General features: G+C 68.1%; 17 protein-coding genes. 7 read left to right on the top strand and 10 right to left on the bottom strand.

The window, feature by feature from the left end; genetic code table 11:
• The first annotated feature begins 50 nt into the window (after positions 1 to 50).
• Positions 51 to 536, top strand: coding sequence for a DUF6670 family protein (locus tag GON09_RS02490; RefSeq protein WP_213930454.1), 486 nt, complete (start codon positions 51 to 53; stop codon positions 534 to 536).
• Positions 537 to 620: 84 nt separating this feature from the next.
• Here the strand turns inward: GON09_RS02490 and GON09_RS02485 are convergent, their stop codons facing one another.
• Positions 621 to 2012, bottom strand: coding sequence for a glycine--tRNA ligase (locus GON09_RS02485; protein WP_064064166.1), 1392 nt, complete (start codon positions 2010 to 2012; stop codon positions 621 to 623).
• A gap of 176 nt (positions 2013 to 2188) precedes the next feature.
• Here GON09_RS02485 and GON09_RS02480 point away from each other — a divergent pair, with 176 nt between their 5' ends.
• Positions 2189 to 2572 (top strand): ArsR/SmtB family transcription factor, encoded by a 384-nt coding sequence (locus GON09_RS02480; RefSeq protein ID WP_307854289.1) that lies wholly within the window; start codon positions 2189 to 2191, stop codon positions 2570 to 2572.
• Positions 2569 to 2985 carry a Fur family transcriptional regulator gene (locus GON09_RS02475; RefSeq protein WP_129976293.1) on the top strand — a complete coding sequence of 139 codons (417 nt, stop codon included), beginning with the start codon at positions 2569 to 2571 and terminating at the stop codon, positions 2983 to 2985. The genes GON09_RS02480 and GON09_RS02475 overlap by 4 nt, the downstream gene beginning before the upstream one ends.
• A gap of 9 nt (positions 2986 to 2994) precedes the next feature.
• Here the strand turns inward: GON09_RS02475 and GON09_RS02470 are convergent, their stop codons facing one another.
• The 4 genes from GON09_RS02470 to recO are packed head-to-tail and all read right to left on the bottom strand — an operon-like array spanning position 2995 to position 5564.
• Complete coding sequence (locus GON09_RS02470; protein ID WP_213930452.1) at positions 2995 to 3552, bottom strand: T3SS (YopN, CesT) and YbjN peptide-binding chaperone 1; 558 nt, start codon at positions 3550 to 3552, stop codon at positions 2995 to 2997.
• Entirely contained in the window at positions 3549 to 3974 is a 426-nt protein-coding gene (locus tag GON09_RS02465) for a hypothetical protein (RefSeq protein WP_213930451.1), read from the bottom strand. Before GON09_RS02465 ends, GON09_RS02470 begins: the two co-directional genes overlap by 4 nt.
• Positions 3971 to 4777 (bottom strand): isoprenyl transferase, encoded by an 807-nt coding sequence (locus GON09_RS02460; RefSeq protein ID WP_213934236.1) that lies wholly within the window; start codon positions 4775 to 4777, stop codon positions 3971 to 3973. The genes GON09_RS02465 and GON09_RS02460 overlap by 4 nt, the downstream gene beginning before the upstream one ends.
• Entirely contained in the window at positions 4734 to 5564 is an 831-nt protein-coding gene (gene recO, locus GON09_RS02455; RefSeq protein ID WP_213930450.1) for a DNA repair protein RecO, read from the bottom strand. The genes GON09_RS02460 and recO overlap by 44 nt, the downstream gene beginning before the upstream one ends.
• A gap of 103 nt (positions 5565 to 5667) precedes the next feature.
• On the opposite strand from recO, the gene GON09_RS02450 reads away from it, so the two are divergent.
• The 4 genes from GON09_RS02450 (at position 5668) to GON09_RS02435 (ending at position 10113) form a co-directional block, all read left to right on the top strand.
• Positions 5668 to 7077, top strand: a complete 1410-nt coding sequence (locus GON09_RS02450) for an amidase (RefSeq protein ID WP_213930449.1) — start codon at positions 5668 to 5670, stop codon at positions 7075 to 7077.
• Positions 7068 to 7643: a TetR/AcrR family transcriptional regulator gene (locus GON09_RS02445; RefSeq protein ID WP_213930448.1), complete on the top strand. Its 576-nt coding sequence runs from the start codon at positions 7068 to 7070 to the stop codon at positions 7641 to 7643. The genes GON09_RS02450 and GON09_RS02445 overlap by 10 nt, the downstream gene beginning before the upstream one ends.
• A 269-nt stretch (positions 7644 to 7912) precedes the next feature.
• Positions 7913 to 9424: a permease gene (locus GON09_RS02440; RefSeq protein WP_213930447.1), complete on the top strand. Its 1512-nt coding sequence runs from the start codon at positions 7913 to 7915 to the stop codon at positions 9422 to 9424.
• Positions 9421 to 10113 (top strand): cysteine hydrolase family protein, encoded by a 693-nt coding sequence (locus tag GON09_RS02435; RefSeq protein WP_307854287.1) that lies wholly within the window; start codon positions 9421 to 9423, stop codon positions 10111 to 10113. The genes GON09_RS02440 and GON09_RS02435 overlap by 4 nt, the downstream gene beginning before the upstream one ends.
• 17 nt (positions 10114 to 10130) lie before the next feature.
• Here GON09_RS02435 and era read toward each other — a convergent pair whose 3' ends face one another.
• The 5 genes from era to GON09_RS02410 form a co-directional block, all read right to left on the bottom strand.
• Entirely contained in the window at positions 10131 to 11048 is a 918-nt protein-coding gene (gene era / locus GON09_RS02430) for a GTPase Era (protein WP_213930446.1), read from the bottom strand.
• Complete coding sequence (locus GON09_RS02425; protein ID WP_213930445.1) at positions 11045 to 12361, bottom strand: hemolysin family protein; 1317 nt, start codon at positions 12359 to 12361, stop codon at positions 11045 to 11047. The genes era and GON09_RS02425 overlap by 4 nt, the downstream gene beginning before the upstream one ends.
• 58 nt (positions 12362 to 12419) lie before the next feature.
• Positions 12420 to 12962: an rRNA maturation RNase YbeY gene (ybeY, locus tag GON09_RS02420; protein ID WP_213930444.1), complete on the bottom strand. Its 543-nt coding sequence runs from the start codon at positions 12960 to 12962 to the stop codon at positions 12420 to 12422.
• A gap of 49 nt (positions 12963 to 13011) precedes the next feature.
• Positions 13012 to 14070 (bottom strand): PhoH family protein, encoded by a 1059-nt coding sequence (locus GON09_RS02415; protein ID WP_213930443.1) that lies wholly within the window; start codon positions 14068 to 14070, stop codon positions 13012 to 13014.
• 102 nt (positions 14071 to 14172) lie between these two features.
• Positions 14173 to 14853, bottom strand: coding sequence for a TetR/AcrR family transcriptional regulator (locus tag GON09_RS02410; RefSeq protein WP_244865353.1), 681 nt, complete (start codon positions 14851 to 14853; stop codon positions 14173 to 14175).
• Between the last annotated feature and the right edge of the window lie 58 nt (positions 14854 to 14911).

Below are 14911 nucleotides of genomic sequence, written 5' to 3'. Positions count from 1 at the left end.
GGCGTCGTCCGACGGAAAGCCGTTCTCCGAGAACGACATCCTGCGTCCACATGTCGACTCACGCCGATTCGGGTGGGTGCACTACGGACCAGGGCGACAGCGTCACCGCGCAGGGCCTGTGTTCGTTCGAGTACGGCGCGATGCCGAGTCCGTATCCGGTGCGGTCCACTCCCCTGCCGCCTGCGGCGAAGGCTCCGCTCGACCATGTCGTCTACCAGATCGTCGATCTCGACGCCGACACGCAGATGCTGCTGAGCCGCTACGCGATCGGTGGCCGGCCCTTCATGACGACGGCGATCCTGCGCACCCGGAGTGGCTACGGCACCCCGATGCCGGTGCCGCGACGGACCCGGTTCCTGGTGAAGGACGCCACCGGGTGCCCGTGGCTTGATCTCGAAGCGACCATGGACAACCCGTTCACCTACGGGCTGGGCACCGGATTCGTCACCGGTTTCGCGTACGCGGCGACCTGGCGGGGCGAGGAGATCTCCGGCCGAGGCTATGTCGAGTACATCGATCGTCGCTCCACGACCTGACCGCTACGAAACGCCCCGCCCCTGCGAAACGACAGTGCCCTCCGGTCCGTCGGGACCGGAGGGCACTGTGCGTCGGTCGGGCGATCAGCAGCCGAGCAGGCGCTGCGCGAGGTAGCCCTCGACCTGATCGAGGCTCACGCGCTCCTGCGCCATGGTGTCGCGCTCGCGGATCGTGACGGCCTGGTCCTCGAGGGTGTCGAAATCGACCGTGATGCAGAACGGGGTTCCGATCTCGTCCTGGCGACGGTAGCGGCGGCCGATCGCGCCGGCGTCGTCGAACTCGATGTTCCAGTTCTGGCGCAGCTTCGCGGCGAGATCCTTGGCCTTCGGGCTCAAGTCGGCATTGCGGCTGAGCGGCAGCACGGCGGCCTTGACCGGCGCGAGGCGACGGTCGAGGCGCAGCACGGTGCGCTTGTCGACACCACCCTTGGCGTTGGGTGCCTCGTCCTCGGTGTACGCGTCGACGAGGAACGCCATGAGCGAGCGGGTCAGACCGGCCGCAGGTTCGATGACGTACGGCGTGTAGCGCTCGTTGGTGGCCTGATCGAAGAAGCTCAGGTCGGTGCCGGAGTGCTTCGAGTGCGTCGACAGGTCGAAGTCGGTGCGGTTGGCGACACCCTCGAGCTCACCCCACTCGCTGCCCTGGAAGTGGAAGCGGTACTCGATGTCGACGGTGCGCTTCGAGTAGTGCGACAGCTTCTCCAGCGGGTGCTCGTACAGGCGCAGGTTGTCCTTGTTGATACCCAGATCGGTGTACCAGTTCATCCGGTAGTCGATCCAGTACTGGTGCCACTGCTCGTCCTCGCCGGGCTTGACGAAGAACTCCATCTCCATCTGCTCGAACTCGCGGGTGCGGAAGATGAAGTTGCCGGGCGTGATCTCGTTGCGGAAGCTCTTGCCGATCTGGCCGATTCCGAACGGCGGCTTCTTGCGCGAGGTGGTGAGCACGTTCGCGAAGTTCACGAAGATACCCTGCGCCGTCTCCGGGCGCAGATAGTGCAGGCCTTCCTCGCTCTCGATCGGGCCGAGGTAGGTCTTGAGCATCATGTTGAAGTCGCGGGGCTCGGTCCACTGGCCCTTGGTGCCGCAGTCCGGGCAGACGATTTCGGTCATCGGCACGGCGTCGGGGTCGTCGAGCTTGTTCTTCTCGGCGTAGGCCTCCTGCAGGTGGTCCTGCCGGTGGCGCTTGTGACAGCTCAGGCACTCGACGAGCGGATCGTTGAAGACGCCGACGTGGCCTGACGCGACCCACACCTGGCGCGGGAGGATCACCGACGAGTCGAGGCCGACGACGTCCTCGCGGCCGGTGACCATGTTGCGCCACCACTGCTTCTTGATGTTGTCCTTGAGCTCCACACCGAGCGGCCCGTAATCCCAGGCCGACCTGGTGCCGCCGTAGATCTCACCGCAGGGATAGACCAGGCCTCGGCGCTTGGCGAGGTTGGCGACGGTATCGATCTTGGATTTGGGTGCCACTCGGTTTCTCCATCTTCGATGCGGGTTTTCGCAGCATGCGTCGATCTGTAAGCCTATCGCTCCTCGTTCGGAGCTCGAATTCGCGCCGGTTGACATGCACAACCATGCATATCAAAATGGAATCGATTTGCAATAAGGCCCGCCGACCGGCGGCCGTCCCCGCCCCGAGGAGCCCCGTGAGCATCGACGCCGATCCAGGTGAGTGCAGCACGGGCGAACGCGCCCGCGGACCGAGCGGGACCGACGCCCTTGCGTCCCGGTCTCACGTCTCCCACGACACGCTGATCGCGGCCGGTGAGCTGCTGCGCGCGCTGTCGGCGCCCGTCCGTATCTCGATCGTGCTCGAACTGCGCGAGTCCGCTCGTTGCGTGCACGAACTCGTCGGCGCCCTCGGGGTCACCCAACCGCTCATCAGCCAGCATCTGCGAGTACTCAAGACCGCCGGCGTCGTGCGCGGCGAACGCTCGGGACGCGAAGTGCTCTATCACCTGGCCGACGACCACCTCGCCCATATCGTCGTCGACGCCGTCGCTCACGCCCAGGAAGGACGATCGCAATGACCTCCGCCCGCAAACCTCTCGTGGGGGTCCGCTCGACCCGTCAACGCAGCGCCATCGTCGACCTGCTCGACAACACCGAGGAGTTCCGCTCCGCCCAGGATCTGCACGACGAACTGCGCAAGCGCGGTGAGGGTATCGGCCTGACCACCGTCTACCGCACCCTGCAGTCGCTCGCCGAGGTGGGCAGCGTCGACGTTCTGCGCACCGACAGCGGCGAGTCGCTGTTCCGGCGGTGTTCCTCCGGGCACCACCACCATCTCGTGTGCCGCCACTGCGGCTTCACGGTCGAGGTGGACGGCCCGGAGGTCGAACGCTGGTCGCACGAGGTGGCCGAGGCGAACGGTTTCGTCGACGTCAGTCACACAGTCGAGATCTTCGGAAACTGCCGGGACTGCGCGCTCGCACAGGGCTGACCGCGGCGGTCAGCCGCAGTCACAGTCACCGCATCCGCAGCCGTCGACGAGCAGGTCCTCCTCGTCGATGTCGGGGTCACCGTCGAAGACCGACGCCTCGCCCCCGAGGCGCTGCGCCAGCGCGCGTGCCTGCTCGACGACCGGGACGAGCGCCGCGACGGCCCGCACGAGATGGATCGGGACGAGCGGCGACGCCGCGACCCGCAGCTCGACCGTGACCCGATCCTTGTCGAGGACGAACTTCACCTCGGGGAATTCGACCTGCAGGTCGCCGAGAACCTCCGCCGCCCGGGTGCGGCCCGCAATGCCCTCGACCAGATAGGTGGTGAGCAGCACGAAGCCGCTCTCGGCGTCGACGGTCGCGTAAGTGAGCACGTCGTCGATCCAGATCGGGATCTCGCCGTCCTCGTCGGCTTCGGGTGCCTCCTCGAGGATTTCCGAAAGCGTCTCCACGACAGCGGCACGCAGCGTGTCGTCGTCCTCGGTGGGGATCGCGACGGCATGCGACCCGTCGTCGGCGACGATCTCCTCGGCGATGGTCTCGACGTCGGTGTCGGTCGTGGTCACGAATTCTCCTTCGGGTCGGGGATTCCTGCGACGGTACTGCGCGCGTCGGCGGCGCCGTCGAGGACGAGCAGCAGCATGGTGGTCAGCGCCGTGTCGTCGAGACCGGTCGCGGGGAACGAGTACCGTAGTACGACGTCGGCGTCGGTGTCGCGTTCGACGAGGTGGATCGAGCCGAACTGCAGGACGTCGGCGGCGGTCGCGACGCGACTGCGCACGGCGTCGTCCAGCGGAAGATCCCACGCGAGCACTCCGGTGACGGAGACCACGTCGAGTCCTTCGGTGAGCGTGACGACCTGCAGCGCGAAGGGCACGGCGCCGTAGTCGAATCCGAACGAGCCGTCGCCGTTCGCGGTGGACGACGGGCTGCGGACGTCGACGAAGGGCGTGAGGGCGACTGCGATCCGTTCGCGCAGCGAGGTCACTTCACACCACCGAATCGTCGGTCGCGCGAGGCATATTCGACGCATGCTGCCCACAGGTCGCGCCGGTCGAAATCGGGGAACATCGTGTCCTGGAAGACGAGTTCGGCGTAGGCGGACTGCCACAGCAAGAAGTTCGAGGTGCGCTGCTCGCCAGAGGGCCGCAGGAACAGATCGACGTCGGGCATCTCGGGCTCGTCGAGAAAACGCGCGATGGTCGACTCGGTGATGCGTTCGGGATCGAGTTCACCGGCCGCGACGCGACGGGCGATTTCTCGTGCGGCGTCGGCGATCTCGGCACGACCGCCGTAGTTGACGCACATCGTGAGGGTCATGACGTCGTTGTCCTTCGTCAGTTCCTCGGCGATCTCGAGTTCCTTGATCACGCTGCGCCACAGGCGGGGACGGCGGCCGGCCCACCGGACGCGCACACCCATCTCGTGCATTTCGTCGCGGCGTCGCCGGATCACGTCGCGGTTGAAGCCCATGAGGAATCGGACCTCGTCGGGGCTGCGCTTCCAGTTCTCGGTGGAGAAGGCGTAGGCCGACAGCCACTTGACGCCCATCTCGATGCAACCGCACACCGTGTCCATCAGCACGGCTTCGCCGCGTTCGTGTCCGGCGGTGCGCGGCAGACCGCGCTCCTGCGCCCAGCGCCCGTTACCGTCCATCACGAGCGCCACGTGCTGCGGGATCAGCTCGGGTTGCAGGACGGGAGGCCGTGCACCCGAGGGATGCGGGTCGGGCGGCCGGATCACCCGCTCAGACGATGGGGGCGTGGTACGTCGTCGAATCACGATCCCCATCCTGCCGGACGGCCCGGGCGACGTCATCAGCCCGGTTGTCCATCGCAGGTTCGGTACGACCGCGTTCGACGAGGGGCAGCGAGCGCAGTTGCCGTTCGAGGTGCCATTGCAGGTGTGCGGCGACGAGGCCGCTGGCCTGGCGACGCACCGCCGCGTCGGCCGCGTCGGTGTCGGCCCAACGCCCACGGTTGAGTGCGTCGAGCAGCGCGAACACCCCCGGTGCGGGTGTGGCCGCCCCCGGGGGACGGCAGTGAACGCACACCGCGCCGCCGGCGGCGACGTGGAAGGCGGTGTGCGGGCCGGGACGGTCGCAACGCGCACAGTGGGTGATCGCCGGTGCCCACCCCGCGTAGGTCATCGCCCGCAGCAGGTAGGCGTCGAGCACGAGTTCGGGTGGCCGGGTGCGGTCGCACACCGCCCGGAGAGCTCCGACCGTGAGCGCGTGCAGGCGCGGTACGGGCGCGCGTTCCTCACCGGCGAGACGTTCGGCGGTCTCGAGGATCGCGCATGCGGTGGTGTAGCGGGAGTAGTCGTCGACGATGCCCACGGCGAAGGCGTCGAGGGTCTGCACCTGGGTGACGATGTCGAGATTGCGGCCGGGGTGGAGCTGGACGTCGATGTGGGCGAACGGTTCGAGCCGTGCGCCGAACTTCGAGCGTGTCCGGCGCACGCCCTTCGCGACGGCCCGCACGAGACCGTGCCGGCGCGTCAGCAGGGTGACGATGCGGTCGGCCTCGCCCAGCTTGTGCTGGCGCAGCACCACCGCGTTGTCCCGATAAAGCCTCACTCCCCGAGTCTGTCATGTCGCGGTGACACGGGACGACCCGCAAAGGGCCTCGACATCCAGAACTGGAACGCGTTATTGTTCGTTCGAACGAACGGGGGAACGAATGGACGCTCGAACCGACCTGCACGATCTGACGGCGACCGTCGAAGCGCTCGACCGCGGCGAGACCACCTCCACGGAGCTCGTCCGCGCGAGCCTCGACCGGATCGACCAGTCGCAGCCGCACCTCAACGCTTTCCGTGTCGTGCGCCGCACCGCCGCACTCGACGAGGCCCGCGAGGCCGACCGGCGCCGCGCGAGCGGCGAACGCCGGCCCCTGCTCGGGGTCCCCATCGCGATCAAGGACGACACCGACATCGTCGGCGAGACGACGATGTTCGGCTGCGCCGGCACCTTCACCCCGAAGGACACCGACGCCGAGGTCGTGTGCCGTCTGCGCGCCGCCGGCGCCGTGATCGTCGGCAAGACCCACTCCCCCGAACTCGGCCAGTGGCCGCTCACCGGCGGCGACGCCTTCGGGCACACGCGCAGTGCGTGGTCGCGCGAGCACACCCCCGGTGGTTCGTCGGGCGGCAGCGCCGCGGCCGTCGCCGCCGGACTCGTGCCGGCCGCGCTGGGATCCGACGGTGCCGGATCGGTCCGTATCCCCGCCTCGTGGTCGAATCTCGTCGGCATCAAGCCGCAACGCGGCCGTATCTCCATGTGGCCCGACGCCGAGTCCTTCAACGGTCTGACCACGCACGGCCCCCTCGCCCGCACGGTCGCCGATGCGGCCCTGCTCCTCGACGTCGTGTCCGGCAACCATCCCGGCGACCGGCACCGGCGTGAGCCGCTCACCGTCTCCGACGCCGTGGGGCGGGATCCGGGCAAGCTGAACATCGCTCTGTCACTGAAGATTCCGTTCACCGCGACACCCACCCGCCTCGACGCCCGCGTCCGCACCCGCATCGCCGCGCTCGCCGCCGTGCTGCGCGATCTCGGGCACGAGGTGACCCTCGCCGATCCCGACTACGGCATCCTCTTCGGGCTGAACTTCCTTCCGCGATCCATGTCCGGCATCGAGGACTGGGTGCATCGCCTGCCCGATCCGTCCCTCCCCGACGTCCGCACCCGCGCCAACGCACGTGCCGGCCGCCTACTGCACGGATTTCCGTTACGCGCAGCACGCGCCGCCGAACCGCGCCTGCACCGGCGGGTCGGCCGGATCTTCGACCGGTTCGACGTCGTCCTCGCCCCCACCACCGCCACACCGCCGCTACCGGTGACGGCGATCGACGGAATCGGCGGCTGGGCCACCGACAAGGTCATCACGGGCGCGTGCCCGTACGCGTGGCCGTGGAACGTGCTGGGCTGGCCCGCGGTCAACGTCCCGGCCGGATTCACCGAGGAGCGTCTGCCGGTGGGCGCCCAGCTGCTCGGCCCGGAGAACTCCGAGCCGCTTCTGGTGTCCCTCGCCTCGCAACTGGAGGCGGTGCTGCGCTGGCACGAGCACACCCCGGAGCAGTGGTGGTGACCACGCGCGACGACGCCCGCTCGCGGATCGTCCACGCCACTCTGCATCTCGTCGGCACCCACGGTGTCGCGGGGGTGACGAACCGGCGCATCGCGGCACGCGCCGGGGTCTCGCTGGGATCGATCACCTACCACTTCCCCACCCAGGCCGACCTGCTGCGGGCCGCGCTCGAGTTCTTCGTCGACGAGGAGACCGAGCGCTTGCGCGAACTCGCCGACCGGTATCGCTCGCGAGCGCTCTCGTGGACCGAAGCGGCGGAGCTCACCGAGCGGGTCGCCCGCGACCTGACCTTCACGGCCGAGCGCATCGCGCCCTTCGAACTGTACGTGCAGGCAGGACGCGACAACGAGCTGCGGCGGGTCGCCGAGCGGTGCTGGCGCGCCTACGACGTGCTGGCCATCTCCGTCCTCTCCGCTCTCGGCGTGCCGGCACCGGAGGCGATCGCCCCGACGCTGGTCGCCACCATCACCGGTCTGCAGCTGCGCCGCCTGTCTACGGGCACGGAGCCGGACCTGTCGGAAGGCGTCCTGCTGTTGCTGCAGGGGGCGACGGCCGATCGCCGCTGAACTCCACCCCGGCGCCGTCCTCCACGCTCCGGTGTGACGGCGCGTTCACATCCGCGTCTGCGAGGAAACCCGACTGTCACGAATTGTGCACTGTGCACAGTTCTTTCCCGTCACGAATGGTCTGTCGGCCGATTGCCGAGCCCGTCGCCGATCTTCAAGATCAACGGTGTTCCGGCCGACGACGGCGGTGCCGCCCATCGATGTCGCGGCGCCCTTCGGTCCGTCCACGGTCGTCACCCGCCGCATGTTCACATGTCGAGGAGTCTCCCGTGACCGTCGCACACATCGTCTTCCTACTCGGATTGGTCGGCCTGCTCGTCGCCATGGCGTTGCGCAAGAACGTCCTGATCCCGGCCGTCGGCGCCACTTTCGCCACCGCACTCGCCTACGACGGCAACGTCGCCTCCGCCGTCATGGCGGTCTTTCGCGCGACCCTCACCGCAGGCGGCGCACTCTTCGAGATCTTCGTCGTCATCGCCGCCGTGACGTCGATGCTCGCGGCAATGCGATCCATCGGCGCCGACGAACTCATGGTGCGCCCCTTCGGACGCTGGATGATCAACGGCCGCGTCGCCTACATCGTGCTGTTCGTCGTCACCTACCTGCTGTCGCTGTTCTTCTGGCCCACACCCGCTCTCGCGCTCATCGGCGCAGTACTGCTCCCGGCGGCGATCAAGGCCGGACTGCCGCCGCTCGGCGCCGCGATCGCCCTCGCGATCTCCGGGCAGGGCATGGCCCTCGCATCCGACTACGTCATCGGCCTCGCACCGTCGATCTCGGCGAGCGGCGCAGGCGTGCCGGCCGACGACATCGCCGACCGCGCGCTCGTCCTGTCCCTCATCGTGGGCCTGACCGCGGCCGCACTCGCCTGGTTCCTCACCATCCGCAAAGAGATCGCCCGCACCTCCGCGAATTCCATGCCCCCGGCGGATGATTCGGCGATCGGCGGCCCCACGCGCGGACACCCGGCACCGCACCCGAACGGGGATCTGCCGACCGCCGAGATCGACCGACCCGCGTCGGTGGGCATCGTGGCCGACGTCGACATGCCCGGGACGGTCACGCCCGTCCTCGCCCACCCCACACGCGCACGCGCCTGGGCGATCGGTGTTCCTGCGACCTTCGGTCTGGTGCTCGTCTACATGATGCTGGGACGCTTCACCGAGCTCGTCCCGTGGTCGGATGGTGCCGGCGCCTCGCTCGTCGGCGGCACCGCACTGGTCCTCATGGCCGCCGTGACCCTGACCACGCGCCCGACCGAAGCCCTGGAGCATTGCGCCACCCAGTTCGTCGACGGCCTGGTCTATGCATTCAAGGCCATGGGAATCATCCTGCCCGTGGCCGGATTCGTGTACCTCGGGATCCCCGACTACTCCGGATCGATCCTGGGGATCGAGGACGGAACCGGACCGGCATTCCTGTTCGACGCCGTCGAGAGCGTGCGGACCTACATTCCCGACAACGGCCTGTTCGCTGCGTTCAGCATGATCCTCATCGGCATGCTCATCGGCCTGGACGGCTCCGGCTGGGCCGGCCTGCCGCTCACCGGCGGTATCGCCGCCGCGCTCGCACCGCAGGCCGGCATGGACACCGCGACGCTTGCCGCACTGGCGCAGAACGCCGCGACCTGGACCGGCGGCGGCACCCTCGTCATCTGGTCGTCGCTGATCGTGGTCGCGGGCTTCTGCCGGGTCCCGGTCGGCGATCTCGTACGCCGACTCGCGATCCCGGTGGTGAGCGGACTGCTCGTCGCCGCCGTCGCCGCGGTGGTGATCTGGTGACCGGCGCACCCGTACCGAACAGCTTCGAGGAGAGGATCCCCGTGGACGAATCCGGCTTCCGTTACGACCCCCGGCGCTGTGCCCTGGTCGTGATCGACATGCAGAACGACTTCTGTTCCCCGGACGGCGCACTCGCCGGATGCGGGTTCGACGTTTCCGCTGCCGAGGCCATGACACCGCGCCTGGCCGAACTGATCGACCGCGCCCGCCGCAGGGACGTTCCCGTCGTGTGGGTCCGCACGGAACACGACGAGACCACGGACTCACCCCAGTGGCTGGACCGCGTCGGAACCGGCCCCGGTACGGCACGGACCGGTCTGACCTGCCGACCCGGAACCCCCGGAGCCGACTACTACGGTGTCCGGCCGGAACCGGGAGAACCGGTGATCGTCAAACATCGCTTCAGCGCATTCGTCGGCACCGACCTCGACCGTGTCCTGCGCTCACGAGGCATCGAATCGTTGTTGTTCACCGGTGTCGCCACCGAGATCTGCGTCGAATCGAGCCTGCGCAGCGGCCTGTTCCACGAGTACTGGGTCTCGCTCGTCGAGGACTGCGCCGCGTCCTACAGCCCCACAGCACACGCCGCGTCGGTCTCGGTGGTCGCGCAGAACTTCGGGACCGTGGTGACCGCGGACGACCTCGCATCGATGTGGCTCACCCCGCCGATCACCACGTCCGGTCGCTAAGCGGCTCGTCGCCGGCGTCAGAATCCCAGACGGCCCAGCTGTTTGGGATCGCGCTGCCAATCCTTCGCGACCTTCACGTGCAGATCGAGATAGATCTTCACGCCGAGGAGCTTCTCGATCTGGCTGCGCGCGGCGGTGCCCACCTCGCGTAGCCGCGCGCCCCCCTTGCCGATGACGATGCCCTTCTGACTCGGCCGCTCGACGTAGAGCAGGGCGTGCACGTCGAGCATCTCGCCCTGCTTCTCGGTGCGGCCCTCACGTTCCGTGATCTCCTCGATGACGACCGCGAGCGAGTGCGGCAGCTCGTCGCCGAGACCTTCGAGCGCGGCCTCGCGGATGAGCTCGGCCATCAGGGTTTCCTCCGGCTCGTCGGTGAGCTCGCCATCGGGATAGAAGGCCGGACCGGGTTCCATGTGCGAGACGAGGACGTCGATGAGGACCTCGACCTGCTCACCCGAGGTGGCCGAGACGGGCACCACCTCGCAGTCCTCGCCGAGCAACTTCGACACGGCGAGCAACTGCGCCGCGACCTGCTGTTTGCCCACCTTGTCGATCTTCGTCACGATGCCGACGACCGGGGTCTTCGGCGCCATGTGCCGCACCTGGTCGAGGATCCAGCGGTCGCCGGGGCCGATCTTCTCGTCGGCGGGGAAACACATGCCGATCGCGTCGACCTCGGAGTAGGTGTCCTGCACCAGATCGTTCAGCCGCTGTCCGAGCAGGGTGCGCGGACGGTGCAGTCCCGGGGTATCGACCAGGATGAGCTGGGCGTTGTCGCGGTGGACGATACCGCGGATGGTGTGGCGGGTGGTCTGCGGACGCGACGAGGTGATCGCGATCTTGCTGCCGACGAGCGCATTCGTGAGCGTCGACTTCCCGGTGTTGGGCCGGCCGACGAAACAGATGAAGCCGGAACGGAAGTCGGTGTCGGTCATGCATGCTCCTCGGTCGTGGCCGTATCGGTATCGCTGTGTTCTTCGTCGGGTGTCACCCGTTCCACGTGGACGGTGCTCACGCGCACGCGGCCGCGGACGTCCGGTCCGCCCTCACCGCGGAGCAGCAGGCCGTGGGTTCGTACCTCCGCGCCCGGCAGAGGAACTCGGCCGAGCTCGTAGCCGAGGAGTCCGCCGACCGTGTCGACCTCGTCGTCCTCGATGTCGATGTCGAACAGTTCGCCGAGATCCTCGACGGGCAGTCGCGCCGAGACCCGGTAGGTGTCGTCGCCGAGATCCTCGACGTCGGGGATCTCCCCGGTGTCGTACTCGTCGGCGATCTCACCGACGATCTCCTCGATGACGTCCTCGATCGTCACCAGGCCTGCGATGCCGCCGTATTCGTCGACGAGCACCGCCATGTGGTTGCGGTCGCGCTGCATGTCGGCAAGCAGATCGTCGAGGCGTTTCGAATCCGGCACGAACACCGCCGGTCGCATGACGTCGGCCACCGAGACGCTGCGCCCACCGTCGCGGTGATAGTAGGTCTGCTTGACGAGGTCCTTGAGGTAGACGACACCGCGGATGTCGTCGACGTTCTCGCCGATCACCGGGATCCGGGAGTGCCCGCTGCGGACCGCGAGCGAGGTGGCCTGACCGGCCGTCTTGGTCTCCTCGATCCACACCATCTCGGGACGCGGAACCATGATCTCGCGGGCCGTGGTGTCGCCGAAATCGAACACCGACTGGATCATCCGGCGTTCCTCGTCGGCCACGACCCCGCTCTCCTGCGCGAGATCGACCAGTTCGCGCAGCTCGATCTCGTTGGCGAACGGACCGTTCCGGAAACCGCGGCCGGGTGTGACGGCGTTACCCACGGCGATGAGGATCCGGCTGATCGGACCGAGCAGGACACCGAGGATCCGCAACGGACCGGTGGCCGCGAGCGCGATCGGGTAGGCGTGCTGGCGTCCGAGAGTGCGAGGGCCGACGCCGATCACGACGTAGTCGACGATCACCATCACCGCGGCGCCCACCACGAGCGCCCACGTCCGGTCGAGAACAGCGAGCAGCGCACCGACGAGCACCACGGTGGCGGTGATCTCGCAGAGGATCCGCAGCAGCACCGTCAGATTGACGTAGCGGGGCCGATCGTCGAGCAGGCCGAGCAGCCGCCGTGCACTGGGGCGACGCTCCTTCGCGAGTTCCTCGGCGCGCGCAGCGGATACGGTGTTCAGGGCGGAATCGACGGCGGCGAACAGACCGCCGAGTACCACCAGGACGACTGCCAGGACGACGAGGGGTACGGTACTCACGCGGCCGTCACTCCCCCCGTCGGCGTCGTCCGATCAGGTCGGTTCGTACTGTCGCCGCTCATGATTCGGGGGTGTCGACGAAACCGGCCTTGCCCAGCAGCTTGCGGTCGCGGGCGGCGAGACGTGCCTCCTGCTCGGCGCGGCGGATCTCCTCGTACCACTCGGCGAGGAGCTGGTTCTGTAGACCGAACATCTCCTTCTCCTCCTCCGGTTCGGCGTGGTCGTAGCCGAGGAGGTGGAGCATGCCGTGCACGGTGAGCAGCGCGAGTTCGTGCGCCACCGGATGACCGGCCTCGGCCGCCTGGTCTGCCGCGAACTGCGGACACAGCACGATGTCGCCGAGCATCGACGGGCCCGGCTCGGGGGCGTCGGGACGTCCGCCGGGTTCGAGTTCGTCCATGGGGAACGACATCACGTCGGTGGGGCCGGGCAGGTCCATCCATCGCACGTGCAGATCGGCCATGGTGTCGAGGTCCACAAGCACCATCGACAACTCCGCCGCCGGATGCACATCCATCCGGGCGATCACGAAGCGAGCGACGTCGAGGAGTTCCTCCTCCGAGACGTCCATGCCCGATTCGTTCGAGATCTCGATGCTCATGACTGGAGTTCCTTCTGCACGACGATATTCGGTTGATCTGCAAGGGTGTTCATCGACGCTGCACCCGCTGCGCGCGACGCTGGGCGCGGTTGCCGGAGATCGCGTCACCGTCGCGGCCGGCCTCGAAGCGGCTGTAGGCGTCGACGATGTCGGAGACGAGCCGGTGCCGCACGACGTCGCTGCTGTCGAGTCGCGCGATGTGGATGTCGTCGATCCCGTCGAGGATCTCGGTGGCGGCGGCGAGACCCGAACGGGCACCACCGGGCAGGTCGATCTGGGTGATGTCGCCGGTCACGACGATCTTGGATCCGAAGCCCAGGCGCGTGAGGAACATCTTCATCTGCTCGGCCGTGGTGTTCTGCGCCTCGTCGAGGATGATGAAAGCGTCGTTGAGCGTCCGGCCCCGCATGAATGCCAGGGGTGCGACCTCGATCACCCCGGCCTGCATGAGCTTCGGGATGGCCTCGGGGTCCATCATGTCGTGCAGCGCGTCGTGCAGCGGACGCAGATAGGGGTCGATCTTCTCGTACAGGGTGCCCGGCAGGAATCCGAGTCGTTCCCCGGCCTCGACGGCGGGTCGGGTGAGGATGATGCGGTTGACCTGCTTGGTCTGCAGCGCCTGCACCGCCTTCGCCATGGCGAGATAGGTCTTACCCGTGCCGGCGGGACCGATACCGAAGACGATGGTGTGGGCATCGATGGCGTCGACGTACCGCTTCTGATTCAGGGTCTTGGGCCGGATCGTCTTCCCGCGCCGCGACAGGATGTCGAGGCTGAGGACGTCGGCCGGCGACTCGGAGAGCCCCTGGGTGAGCATGCCCACGGTGCGACGCACGGCGTCGGGGGCGAGCGGCTGACCGCGTCGGACGAGGGTGACGAGTTCGGCGAGCGCGCGTTCGGCGAGAGCGACGTCGGCGGGTGCGCCGGTCAGCGTGACGGTGTTGCCCCGTACGTGGATATCCGCCACCAGGAGGGCCTCGAGGGCGATCAAATTCTCGTCCGCGGCTCCGAGCAGCGGCGCTGTGGCCTCCGACGGGAGGTCCAGGCTCGATTTGACTGTGGTCGGTTCGAGTTCGGCGGGCTCGTGGGGTCGGTCTGGTTCACTCACGTGGACGGTACGTCCTGCTTTCGGTTCGGCTCCTGCACGACGGTCGTCGTGTTCGTGCCAGTCTAGCGCCGGGCGCGGCGTACCCTCCCGCAACAGTGCGTTTCACCGGGGTTCGGTACCGCCGTCGCCCGAGGTGGCCTCCGTGAGCCTCTGGCGCGCCGCGGCCATGAGCCATCGCCGCGCCTCTGCGAGGACGCCCGGCGCCCGGTCGGGCGAGACCCCGGCCAGCACGAGGTTGCCCAGAACGATGGTGTCGCCGGAGTCGTCGACCAGACCGAGATTGGCCTGCTCGAGCGTGGCCATCGTCAGTCCTTCCATCATCCCGACCAGCACCGGCGCCGGAAGGTAGCCGGAGAACTGCCCCTGCGCGAGGCCACGTTCGACGTGCCCCAGGACACGTGAGCGCACCGGCGCGACCAACTCGGCGATGCGTTGCTCTCCCACCTCCTTGCGCGCGAACGAGAGCAGCACGCGGTAGCGGTCGCCGATCGGCCAGGTCCGCAGGGCCTCCACCGCGAGCGCGACCGCGGGGTCCTCCGGCTCGGGATGGTCGAGGGCCTCGGCGAGCGCGGTCGAGGCGTCCTCGACGATCCCCTCGACGAGCGCTTCCCGATTGGGGAAGTGCGCGTACACCGTGCGGCGGACCACGCCCGCGGCCTTCGCGACATCGTCCATGCTCGCGTCGAAGTCGGTGGCGAAACAGGTCACCGCCGCGTCGAGTATGCGCATGCGGTTCGCAGTGAATCGGGTTCGCGGTCGGGTGACCGAGTTCTCCACGTTCATCGTCCTTTTCCTGCCGAATGTGATCTGTCTTTCATTCTAGTTGCACACAGGTGTGCAG

Source organism: Rhodococcus sp. B50, from assembly GCF_013602415.1.
GTDB lineage: Bacteria > Actinomycetota > Actinomycetes > Mycobacteriales > Mycobacteriaceae > Rhodococcus.
Note: the sequence above shows the minus strand (reverse complement) of the source record. Positions and strands in the feature narration are given on the sequence as shown.

Bases quoted from the DNA above. Each gene is read 5' to 3' on its own strand.
- GON09_RS02490 (WP_213930454.1), top strand. From the start codon at position 51: ATGTCGACTCACGCCGATTCGGGTGGGTGCACTACGGACCAGGGCGAC.
- GON09_RS02475 (WP_129976293.1), top strand. From the start codon at position 2,569: ATGACCTCCGCCCGCAAACCTCTCGTGGGGGTCCGCTCGACCCGTCAA.
- GON09_RS02460 (WP_213934236.1), bottom strand. From the start codon at position 4,777: ATGGGGATCGTGATTCGACGACGTACCACGCCCCCATCGTCTGAGCGG.
- GON09_RS02450 (WP_213930449.1), top strand. From the start codon at position 5,668: ATGGACGCTCGAACCGACCTGCACGATCTGACGGCGACCGTCGAAGCG.
- era (WP_213930446.1), bottom strand. From the start codon at position 11,048: ATGACCGACACCGACTTCCGTTCCGGCTTCATCTGTTTCGTCGGCCGG.
- ybeY (WP_213930444.1), bottom strand. From the start codon at position 12,962: ATGAGCATCGAGATCTCGAACGAATCGGGCATGGACGTCTCGGAGGAG.
- GON09_RS02410 (WP_244865353.1), bottom strand. From the start codon at position 14,853: ATGAACGTGGAGAACTCGGTCACCCGACCGCGAACCCGATTCACTGCG.